The sequence below is a fragment of the Pseudomonas sp. Je.1.5.c genome (genome assembly GCF_051129895.1).
GTDB classification, from domain to species: domain Bacteria; phylum Pseudomonadota; class Gammaproteobacteria; order Pseudomonadales; family Pseudomonadaceae; genus Aquipseudomonas; species Aquipseudomonas urmiensis.
The window spans coordinates 51,553-61,635 of the sequence record NZ_JBCPSP010000035.1; the positions used below are offsets into that span (position 1 = coordinate 51,553).

At 61.4% G+C, this 10,083-nt stretch carries 8 protein-coding genes and 1 pseudogene; all 9 read right to left on the reverse strand.

What is annotated here, in order from left to right:
- Nucleotides 1–251: 251 nt before the first annotated feature.
- Nucleotides 252–1,241: a sulfate/molybdate ABC transporter ATP-binding protein gene (locus AAZU54_RS21165; protein WP_186555871.1), complete on the reverse strand. Its 990-nt coding sequence runs from the start codon at nucleotides 1,239–1,241 to the stop codon at nucleotides 252–254.
- A gap of 3 nt (nucleotides 1,242–1,244) precedes the next feature.
- Nucleotides 1,245–2,117: a sulfate ABC transporter permease subunit CysW gene (gene cysW, locus AAZU54_RS21170; protein WP_186555870.1), complete on the reverse strand. Its 873-nt coding sequence runs from the start codon at nucleotides 2,115–2,117 to the stop codon at nucleotides 1,245–1,247.
- 14 nt (nucleotides 2,118–2,131) lie between these two features.
- Nucleotides 2,132–2,950 (reverse strand): sulfate ABC transporter permease subunit CysT, encoded by an 819-nt coding sequence (gene cysT, locus AAZU54_RS21175; protein ID WP_186555869.1) that lies wholly within the window; start codon nucleotides 2,948–2,950, stop codon nucleotides 2,132–2,134.
- Between the two features lie 96 nt (nucleotides 2,951–3,046).
- Nucleotides 3,047–4,054 carry a sulfate ABC transporter substrate-binding protein gene (locus AAZU54_RS21180; protein WP_186555868.1) on the reverse strand — a complete coding sequence of 336 codons (1,008 nt, stop codon included), beginning with the start codon at nucleotides 4,052–4,054 and terminating at the stop codon, nucleotides 3,047–3,049.
- 47 nt (nucleotides 4,055–4,101) lie between these two features.
- Nucleotides 4,102–4,284, reverse strand: a complete 183-nt coding sequence (gene oscA / locus AAZU54_RS21185; RefSeq protein WP_016489716.1) for a sulfur starvation response protein OscA — start codon at nucleotides 4,282–4,284, stop codon at nucleotides 4,102–4,104.
- Between the two features lie 221 nt (nucleotides 4,285–4,505).
- Nucleotides 4,506–7,568 carry an efflux RND transporter permease subunit gene (locus AAZU54_RS21190; RefSeq protein ID WP_186555867.1) on the reverse strand — a complete coding sequence of 1,021 codons (3,063 nt, stop codon included), beginning with the start codon at nucleotides 7,566–7,568 and terminating at the stop codon, nucleotides 4,506–4,508.
- Nucleotides 7,565–8,632: an efflux RND transporter periplasmic adaptor subunit gene (locus tag AAZU54_RS21195; protein ID WP_434727640.1), complete on the reverse strand. Its 1,068-nt coding sequence runs from the start codon at nucleotides 8,630–8,632 to the stop codon at nucleotides 7,565–7,567. Before AAZU54_RS21195 ends, AAZU54_RS21190 begins: the two co-directional genes overlap by 4 nt.
- Entirely contained in the window at nucleotides 8,629–9,717 is a 1,089-nt protein-coding gene (locus AAZU54_RS21200) for an efflux RND transporter periplasmic adaptor subunit (RefSeq protein WP_186555865.1), read from the reverse strand. Before AAZU54_RS21200 ends, AAZU54_RS21195 begins: the two co-directional genes overlap by 4 nt.
- Before the next feature lie 258 nt (nucleotides 9,718–9,975).
- A pseudogene (locus AAZU54_RS21205) lies at nucleotides 9,976–10,083 on the reverse strand (IS110 family transposase); the annotation flags it as partial.

The window sequence follows — 10,083 nt, forward strand, 5'->3', positions numbered from 1 at the left end:
TCGACGCCAGACGCTTATCTCTGAAAGTAATGTTTAAAATTAAAGCTAGATCGTTATCGAATAAATGATTTTACTAATCTAGGCAAAGCCACGTCGTTGTTGGGCTGTGGCGAACCTGCGAAAATCCCATGCATTAGCGGCATGTGAAATATTCACGCAAGGCATCCCCGTCTTGCCTGAAACACGCTCCCACGAAGTAGTGGCCCAAAAAAAACCGGGCGTTCGCCCGGTTTTTCAACTCACTCAGATGCTCAAATATCCGCCACCTTCTGCCAGACCTTGGGCCGGAAGAACAACGTCTCCCCGCGCGCCAGTCCGGTCAGGCTGTCGTGATCCTTGACCACCTCGGCCTCGATCAGCTCGCTCTGCCCAGCCACTTTCAAGGTCACCCGAGTGGTCGCGCCCAACGGCCGAATATCACGCACCTCAGCCGCATGATGGCCCTCGGTCTCATGCCGCGACAGCGACACCTCGTGCGGGCGGAACAGCACGTGGTTACCCTCGCTCAAGGCCAGACGGTTCGAATCACCGAGGAAGTGATAGACAAAATCGTTGGCCGGCTGCTCATACACCTCACCCGGCGAGCCAATCTGCTCGATTACGCCCTTGTTCATCACCACGATGCGGTCGGCCACTTCCATCGCCTCTTCCTGGTCGTGAGTGACGAACACCGAGGTCAGGTTGATGTCCTCGTGCAGCCGCGCCAACCAGCGACGCAGCTCCTTACGCACCTTGGCATCCAGCGCGCCGAACGGCTCGTCGAGCAGCAGCACCTTGGGCTCGACCGCCAGGGCGCGAGCCAGGGCAATACGCTGGCGCTGGCCGCCGGACAGTTGCTCGGGGTAGCGGTCGGCCAACCAGTCGAGCTGGACCATGTTCAGCAGCTCATGGACCTTCTCGGCGATCTTGCTCTCGCTCGGCCGCTCGCCCTTGGGCTTCATGCGCAGGCCGAAGGCGACGTTGTCGAACACGCTCATGTGGCGGAACAGTGCGTAGTGCTGGAACACGAAACCGACGTTGCGATCACGCACGTCATGCCCAGAAACGTCCTCGCCATGGAACACGATGCTGCCATCATCCGGCGTCTCCAGGCCGGCGATGATCCGCAGCAGGGTGGTCTTGCCGCAGCCGGAGGGGCCGAGCAACGCCACCAGCTCACCGCTGTGGATATCCAGGTTGATGTTGTCCAGAGCCTGGAAGCTGTTGAAGCGCTTGCTGACGTTACGAACTTCGATCGACATGAATTATTCCTCCGCTGCGCTTTGGCGCAGGCGGTTAATACGGTTCTCGCTCCACTGCTTGAGCAGCAGGATGAAGAGCGCCAGGATCAGCAGCAGGCTGGCCACGCTGAAAGCTGCGACGTGGTTGTATTCGTTGTAGAGGATCTCGACGTGCAGCGGCAAGGTGTTGGTCACCCCGCGAATGTGCCCGGAAACCACCGACACCGCACCGAACTCGCCCATCGCTCGCGCAGTACACAGCACCACGCCATAGATCAGGCCCCATTTGATGTTCGGCAAGGTCACGTGCCAGAACATCTGCCAGCCATTGGCACCGAGCAGGCGCGCGGCCTCCTCTTCCTGGGTGCCCTGCTCCTGCATCAGCGGGATCAGCTCACGGGCCACGAACGGCACGGTGACGAAGATGGTCGCCAGGACGATCCCCGGCAGGGCAAAGACGATCTGGATATCGTGATCCTGCAGCCACGGCCCGAACAGGCCCTGGGCGCCGAACATCAGCACGTAGACCAGGCCGGCGATCACCGGCGAGACCGAGAACGGCAGGTCGATCAGCGTCACCAGGATGCTCTTGCCGCGGAAGTTGTACTTGCTCACGCACCACGCGGCGCTGACGCCGAATACCAGGTTCAGCGGCACCGAAATGACCACCGCCAACAAGGTGAGCTTGAGGGCCGACAAGGCATCGGGCTCGAAGATCGCTTCGAAGAACGTGCCAAAGCCATTCTTCAGTGCCTGCGACACGACGATGACCAGCGGCAACAGCAGGAACAACGCAAACACCAACCAGCCAAGGCCGATCAGCACACGCCGCGAAGTGGCGCTGCCACGGCGGGCGGCGTTGGCGGCGGCCGCCGCGCCAATAGTTGAACTAGACATGAGCCGGGCCTCCTTCAAGGGGTTTCGATGCGCCGCTGCAACAAGTTGATCAGCAGCAGCAGGATGAAGGAAACCACCAGCATCAACACGCCGATGGCAGTGGCGCCGGTGTAGTCGTATTGGTCGAGCTTGACCATGATCAGCAGCGGCAGGATCTCGGTCTTCATCGGCATGTTGCCGGCGATGAAGATCACCGAACCATACTCACCCACACCGCGGGCGAAGGCCAGGGCGAAGCCGGTCAACCAGGCCGGCAGCAGTGCCGGCGCAAGGATGTAGCGAAACACCTGCAAGGGTTTCGCGCCCAGGCAGGCAGCGGCTTCTTCGACCTCGCGCGGGATGTCCGCCAACACCGGCTGCACGGTCCGCACCACGAACGGCAGGGTGACGAAGGTCAGGGCCAGGGTGATACCCAGCGGGGTATAGGCGATCTTGAAGCCAAGGTCGGTGGCGAACTGACCGACCCAGCCAGCCGGTGCGTACAGCGCGGTCAGTGCAATACCGGCCACGGCCGTGGGCAAGGCGAACGGGAGGTCGATCATCGCATCGATGATCTTGCGGCCAGGAAAGGTGTAGCGCACCAGCACCCAGGCCAGCAGGGTACCGATCACGCCATTGATGATGGCGGCGAACAGGGCGGTGCCGAAACTCAGCTTGAGCGCGGCAATGACCCGCGGCGCACTGATGATGTTCCAGAACTGCTCCCAGGTCAGCTGCGAGGCATGAATGAACATGGCCGCCAGCGGTATCAGCACGATCAGGCTGAGGTACACCAAGGTGTAGCCCAGCGTCAGCCCGAAGCCGGGTATGACGGGGGAAATACGACGTGACATAAAGGTCCCTGGTTGAACGCACGAAGCCCGGGACGAGTCCCGGGCCAGTACAGGCTACTGAAGGGTGTTGCTCCCGAGAGGCACTGTAAGGGTGACTTACTGCGCCTGATAGATCTGGTCGAACACGCCACCATCGTTGAAGAACTTAGGTTGTGCAGTCTTCCAGCCACCGAAGTCCTTGTCGATGGTTACCAGATCGAGTTTGGGGAATTGCTTGCCAAATTCGGCGGCGACTTTCTCGTCACGTGGACGGTAGAAGTTTTCTGCGGCGATTTTCTGGCCAGCTGGGCTGTACAGGTGCTTGAGGTATTCCTCGGCGATCTTCTCGTTGCCCTTTTTCTGGGCGTTCTTGTCGACCACCGCCACTGGCGGCTCGGCGAGAATCGATAGCGAAGGCACGACGATTTCGAACTTGTCGCTGCCGCCATCTTCCTTGAGCGCCAGGAACGCTTCGTTTTCCCAGGCCAGCAGGACATCGCCCTGGCCGTTGTTGACGAAGGTGATGGTCGAGCCACGCGCGCCGGTATCGAGCACCGGTACGTGCTTGAACAGCTCTTGCACGTAGGCCTTGGCTTTGTCTTCGCTACCACCGGTTTTCAGGCCATAGGCCCAGGCGGCGAGGAAGTTCCAACGCGCACCGCCGGAGGTTTTCGGGTTCGGGGTGATCACCGAAACGTCTTTCTTGATCAGGTCGCCCCAATCCTTGATGCCTTTCGGGTTGCCCTTGCGCACCAGGAACACGATGGTCGAGGTGTAAGGGGTGCTGGCGTCCGGCAGGCGGCTCTGCCAGTTCTCTGGCAGGGTCTTGCCGAGCTTGGCGATTTCGTCGATGTCGCCGGCCAGGGCCAGGGTCACGACGTCGGCGCGCAGGCCGTCGATCACTGCCCGGCCTTGTTTGCCCGAGCCACCGTGGGATTGCTGGATCTTCACCTTGTCGTCCGGGTGAGCCTGTTGCCAGTGCTTGATGAACTCGGCGTTGTACTGTTGGTACAGCTCACGGGTCGGGTCGTAGGACACGTTCAGCAGTTCGTAGTCCTTGGCGATTGCGGAACCGGCAAAAACGGCACTGGCCAGGGCGGCAAGCGCATAACGGCGGATGGACATGGTGAAGCTCCCGATTGGCATTTTTCTAATTAGTAAGTGAAGCGGTATCAGCCGGACTTGTTGCCGGGCTGTTGCAGGCGGAACTTCTCCTTGCGCTCGATCTGTACGACCTGAGCGTTATGCACGGTAATCTCCACCGCACCGAAACGCAGATCGCGCAAGGCGCTCTGAATCTCACGCAGAATGGTGGCTTCGTCCTGACCGTCGATGCTACGCAGAGATGCACTCATGCTCGTTCTCCTGTGAGTGAAGTGCCGGGCAGAGGTTTTAAGGGGATTTGCGCCTGGCTTGAGGCTCATAGTAGTGAGGCGCGGATATTCTTAAAAATACTGTTTAAGAATGTTTATATAACCAATCTGAAGATGGGTGATTGCGTGGGAGCGGGCTTGCCCCGCGATAGCTTGGGTGAGACTACCGTCGCTATCGCGGGGCCAGCCCGCTCCCACGAGACCTAGGGGTTCTCAGGGGTGCTCTGCGGCTCACGGATCTTGTACCAGGCCACATACAGCGCCGGCAGGAACAACAGCGTCAGCAGCGTTGCACTGATGATGCCGCCGATCATGGCGTAGGCCATCGGCCCCCAGAACACTTCCCGGGCAATCGGGATCATGCCCAGGCTGGCGGCTGCCGCCGTAAGCAAAATCGGCCGCCGACGGTGGTTGGTCGCTTCCATCACCGCATCCCATGGCGAATAACCTTGAGCCTCGAACTCATCGATCTGGGTCACCAGGATCACCGAGTTACGAATGATGATCCCGGCCAGCGCCAAGATCCCGAGAATCGCCACGAAGCCCATGGGCGTCCCTGTCGGCACCAGCGCCAGCACCACGCCGATCAAGCCCAGCGGCGCCACACTGACCACCAGGAACAGCTTCTGCACGCTGTGCAGCTGGATCATCAGGAAAGTCGCCATCAAGAACAGCATCAACGGAATGACCTTGGCGATCGGTCCTTGCGCCTTGCCGCTCTCCTCTACCGTACCGCCGGTGGCCACCTCATAACCGGGGGGCAGCTGGCTGGCGAACTCGTCGATCTTCGGCTTGAGCTGGGCCACCAGGTCGGTGGGCTGGATCTCGCCGCTGACCGACGCCTTGATGGTGATGGTCGGCTTGCGATCACGCCGCCATACCAACGGCTGCTCCAGCTCATAGCGCACGGTGGCGAACGATAGCAGAGGGATGGAAGTGCCGTTAGGGGTGAGGATCTGCAGGTTCTGCAAGGTGTCGGGCGAGCCGCGCTCGCTGTCCTCGGCGCGGGCGATCACATCGACCAGGTAGATGTTGTCGTTGACCTGGGTGACCGGCACGCCGCTGACGATACTGTTCATCACGTTGGCCACGTCCTCGGACGAGAGGCCCAATTGACGCGCCTTGTCCTGGGCGATTTCGACCCGCAGCACCTTACCCGGCTCGTTCCAGTCGTAGATCATCTCGCCAATATGCGGGTTGGCATCGAGCAAGGTGGCCAGTTCGATCGCGTGCTTGCGCACCTGGTCGATGTCCTTGCCACTGACCCGATACTGGATCGGTCGCCCTACCGGTGGGCCCATTTCCAGCGACTGGACGTTGGTGCCGATCCCAACGAAGTCTTCACGCAGGATCTTCTGCAGACGCTCGATCAGGCCCTGGCGCTCTTCCAGGCCTTTGCTGACGATCACCAACTGGGCGTAGTACGGGTTCTGCAGTTGCTGGTCGAGCGGCAGGTAGAAGCGGATCGCACCCTGGCCGATGTAGGTGCTCCAGCGCACCAGGTCGGGGTCGTCCTTGATCTTCGCTTCCAGGCGATCGACCACCTTGCGCGTCTCTTCGATCGAGGCGTTTTGCGGCAAGTTCAGGTCAACCAGAATTTCCGGTCGGTCCGATGCCGGGAAGAACTGGTTCTGCACGAAGCGCATGCTGAAGATCGCCAGGGCGAACAGCAGCACCGTGCCGATGATGGTCAGCCAACGGTGACGCATGCACCACAGCAACCCACCCTCGAATGCCCGCCCAACCCGCCCCGGCTCAGCGTCGTGCGCCTTGAGCTTGTCGCTCTTGAGAATATGCACGCCCAGCACCGGAGCGAAGAACACCGCCACTACCCAGGACACGATCAGCGCCACCGCGATCACCGCAAACAGGGTGTAGGTGTACTCGCCCGCAGAGCTGGCGTTGAGGCCGATGGGCACGAAGCCCGCCACCGTCACCAGGGTGCCGGTGAGCATTGGGAAAGCCGTCGAGGTATAGGCGAAGGTTGCCGCCTGCTCCTTGCTCTCACCCATCTCCAAGCGTGTGACCATCACCTCCACGGTGATCATCGCATCGTCCACCAGCAGGCCCAGGGCGATGATCAGCGCGCCCAACGAGATGCGCTGCATGGTAATGCCGCTGTACTCCATGAACACGAAGACCATGGCCAGCACCAGCGGAATCGAGCAGGCCACCACCAGCCCGGCGCGCACGCCAAGGCTGACGAAACTGACTGCCAGGACGATCACTACCGCTTCGAACAGGGCACTGGTGAAGCCACCGACCGCTTCCTCGACCACCACCGACTGGTCGGACACCGTATGCACACCGACCCCTACCGGCAATTGGGTGACGATGCGGTCCATCTTCTCCTTGAGCGCCTCGCCGAACACCTGGATGTTGCCGCCGGCCTTCATGCCAATGGCCAGGCCGATGGCGGTCTGGCCGTTGTAGCGGAACATCGGCGCAGGCGGATCGGTGTAGCCGCGCTCGATATTGGCGATATCCGCCAGGCGGAAGAAGCGATCGTTGATCCGCAGGTTGACGGTTTCCAGGTCTTTTTCCGAGGCGAACTGGCCAGTGGTGCGCACCGAAATACGCTCCGGGCCAGCCTCGATCACCCCGGCCGGGGTCACCGCGTTCTGCGATTGCAGGGCCTGCATGACCTGGCGCTGGTCAATACCCAGCGAGGCCAGCTTGCGGGTCGAGAAATTCAGGTAGAGCACTTCGTCCTGGGTGCCGACCAGTTCGATCTTGCCGATATTGGGCACTTCGCGGACTTCGGCGCGCGCCTGCTCGACATAGTCGCGTAGCTGTCGCAGGGTCAGGCCGTCGGCGGTAAAGGCGTAGATCGAACCGAACACATCGCCGAATTCATCGTTGAAACCCGGCCCTTGGATGCCTTGGGGGAACTGCCCGCGAATGTCATCGATCTTCTTGCGCACCTGGTACCAGATCTGCGGGATGTCCGCCGCTTTGGTGGTGTCGCGCAGGTAGACATAGACTGTCGACTCGCCTGGGCGGGTATAGCTTTTCACATAGTCGAGCGAATCGAGCTCCTCCAGCTTCTTCTCGATGCGGTCGGTGACCTGGTAGAGCGTCTCGTCCTGGGTCGCGCCGGGCCAGCGGGTCTGAATCACCATGGTCTTGATGGTGAACGACGGGTCTTCCTCACGGCCGAGATTGAAGTAGGAAAAAATCCCCATCAGCAGGCCAACGAACATCAGGTACCAGACGAAGGATTGGTGCTTGAGCGCCCATTCCGAGAGGTTGAAGCTTCCTTTCATCGTTCTTCCTCATCGAAGGTGACCTGCTGGCCTGGCTTGAGGGTATTGACCCCGGCCGTGACCACGCGCTCGCCAGGCTGCACCCCGGAAGCGAGGATGATGCTGTTGGCGGTGCGTGCGATCAGGGTGACGTCACGGGTGCTGACGGTCTTTTGTTGTGGGTCGACCACCCACACCTGGGTTTTGCCATCGCGCTCGAGCAGCGCAGTGCGCGGCAGCTCGCTACGCGGGGTCACCGCCGTGGTCAGGGTGACACTGATCGCCGTGCCCAGATGGAAGGCAGCAGGGGTGTCAGCCAGGGTCAGGCGGGCACGGCGCGTGCGGGTGGTGGCGTCGGCCTGCGGCTCCAGCTCGCGCAGGATGGCAGTGGTGTGGATGCTCGGATCGAGCTGCGAGGCAACGGTGAAGGTGAGGTCTTTGTTCAACTGCTCGGCGAGTTGGATGGGCAGGTCGATGACTGCCTCCTTGACGTCAGGCCGGGCCAGGGTGACCACTTCTTGACCTGCGCTGACGGTTTGCCCGGCCTCGGCTTTCCAGGCGGTGACCACGGCGGCGTGATCGCTGCGCAGCGTGCTGTAATCGAGTTGATCGCGGGCTTGGCTTACCGCCGAGCGCGCTTGTTCCAACGACGCGCCGGTGGTTTTCAGGTCGGTCTGGGCAATGTCCAGCTGAGCCTGGGCGCCGACACCGCGATCGTACAACTGCTGCTGGCGGCGGGCGTTGGCCTGGGCGTTGATCCACTGCGCCTCGACCCTGGCCAGATCGCCCTCGGCGGCGCGCAACTGGTTTTGCTGATCGGTCGGGTCGAGGGTCGCCAGGGTATCGCCAGGGTTGACCCGCGCGCCCACGTCCAGCCAGCGCCGAGCAATGCGCCCGGAAACACGAAAGCCCAGGGTGCTCTCGAAGCGCGCCTGGATGCTGCCAGCAAAGCGCCCCAGCTGCGATTGCACCTGCGGCTCTACCAACATCGACAGCACCGGGCGGATCGGCTCGGGTTTTTCTTCATCGCTGCCACAAGCGCTGAGCAACAGGCCGGCAGACAGTATCAGCAGCAGGCGCTTCATGGCGCGGCCCCTCCGTCCTTGGCACTGACCTTCTCTACCTGCATGCCTGGGTGCAATAACTGGCCGCCACTGACGACCACGGTCTCACCGCCCTTGACCCCGTCGGCGACAACGATCTTGCCGGTGAGGTAACGGCCCACCTGGACTTTGCGCAGCTCGACCTTGTCGCCCTCGCCCACCACCCACACGGCGGGCTCCTTGAGCCCCTTGGTCAGTGCCGACCAGGGCAATTCGATACTCGGCCGGCCCTGGCTGCGCCCGGTGGCGGTGACGGGCGACCCCAGTTGCATCCCAGCCGGCACATTACGCAGGGCCACCTTGACCTGCACCGTGCCGCTCTCGGCAGACACCGTTGGCGTGATCTCACGCACCCGGCCCTCGGCCTGAATCTTGGGATCATCCAACAGGCTGACGATCACCCCCTCATCGCTTGGCGGGGCAATCAACAGTGACTCATAGACGTTGAATACCGCATCGCGGTCGCCATCCACCGCCAGGCTGAAAATCGGCATGGTCGCCTGCACCACTTGGCCGACCTCGGCCTGCCGCGCAGTGATCACGCCATCGGCTTCAGAAACCAGCGCGGTGTAGCCCAGTTGTTCCTTGGCATTGGCCAGCTGCGCCTGGGCCGCCTTGAGCGCGCTCTGGCTGCTGCGCAGGGCGGCTTGGGCGGAGTCGTATTCACTCTGGCTGGTGTAGCCCTTGGGTAGCAGTTTCTGCTGGCGAACGAACGCCGCGCTGGTCTGGGTGACCCGCGCCTGTTCGGCGAATACCTCGGCCTTGGCCGATTCGACGTTGTTCTGCAGGTCTTTCGGATCGAGCCGGGCGAGCACCTGGTTGGCCTTGACGTGATCGCCCACATCGACGCTGCGCGAGATGATCTTGCCACCCACGCGGAATGACAGGTCGGTCTGCACACGCGCTTGTACATCACCGGTCAGGGTGACCTTGGCGGCGAAATCAGTGGGTTGGACTTGCAGTACACCTACCCTGGGCAGTTCCGGACTCGAGACTTCCTTCTCGCACCCCGACAGCATGAACAGCAACCCCAGGCAAACGACCGACAGTAGACGCCTCAACGTCATGCAGGCTCCTTGCTTGCGCGCAAATGGTTCGAGGGATGCGACTGTTAGCGTAGATCAGGGTTCCGAAAAGGACACTGATGGGGGTCAGTTAAGGGAAATTGTCGTCTGTTCTGGCCTCTTCGCGGGCAAGCCCGCTCCCACAGGTATTGCGTTGGCATCTGGAACAGTGGTGTGCCAATTTCATTTTCAGAAACCATCAAGCCCAGCAAACACCCCGCTATCTCGAGCCCCCCACAATACCTGTGGGAGATTCTATGGTTATGGGCAAGCCAATTTCATAGCTCTGGTGATGTATTCGCCCTGATTTTTCATCAGGGCGAAAGCCACGCGGGCAAGCTTTCGAGCCAAGATGACCAAGGCTTGGGT

Excerpts from the sequence above, each read along its gene's own strand:
- oscA (WP_016489716.1), bottom strand. The coding sequence starts at position 4,284 with ATGAGTGCATCTCTGCGTAGCATCGACGGTCAGGACGAAGCCACCATT.
- AAZU54_RS21190 (WP_186555867.1), bottom strand. The coding sequence starts at position 7,568 with ATGAAAGGAAGCTTCAACCTCTCGGAATGGGCGCTCAAGCACCAATCC.
- AAZU54_RS21200 (WP_186555865.1), bottom strand. The coding sequence starts at position 9,717 with ATGACGTTGAGGCGTCTACTGTCGGTCGTTTGCCTGGGGTTGCTGTTC.
- cysT (WP_186555869.1), bottom strand. The coding sequence starts at position 2,950 with ATGTCACGTCGTATTTCCCCCGTCATACCCGGCTTCGGGCTGACGCTG.
- AAZU54_RS21165 (WP_186555871.1), bottom strand. The coding sequence starts at position 1,241 with ATGTCGATCGAAGTTCGTAACGTCAGCAAGCGCTTCAACAGCTTCCAG.
- cysW (WP_186555870.1), bottom strand. The coding sequence starts at position 2,117 with ATGTCTAGTTCAACTATTGGCGCGGCGGCCGCCGCCAACGCCGCCCGC.
- AAZU54_RS21195 (WP_434727640.1), bottom strand. The coding sequence starts at position 8,632 with ATGAAGCGCCTGCTGCTGATACTGTCTGCCGGCCTGTTGCTCAGCGCT.
- AAZU54_RS21180 (WP_186555868.1), bottom strand. The coding sequence starts at position 4,054 with ATGTCCATCCGCCGTTATGCGCTTGCCGCCCTGGCCAGTGCCGTTTTT.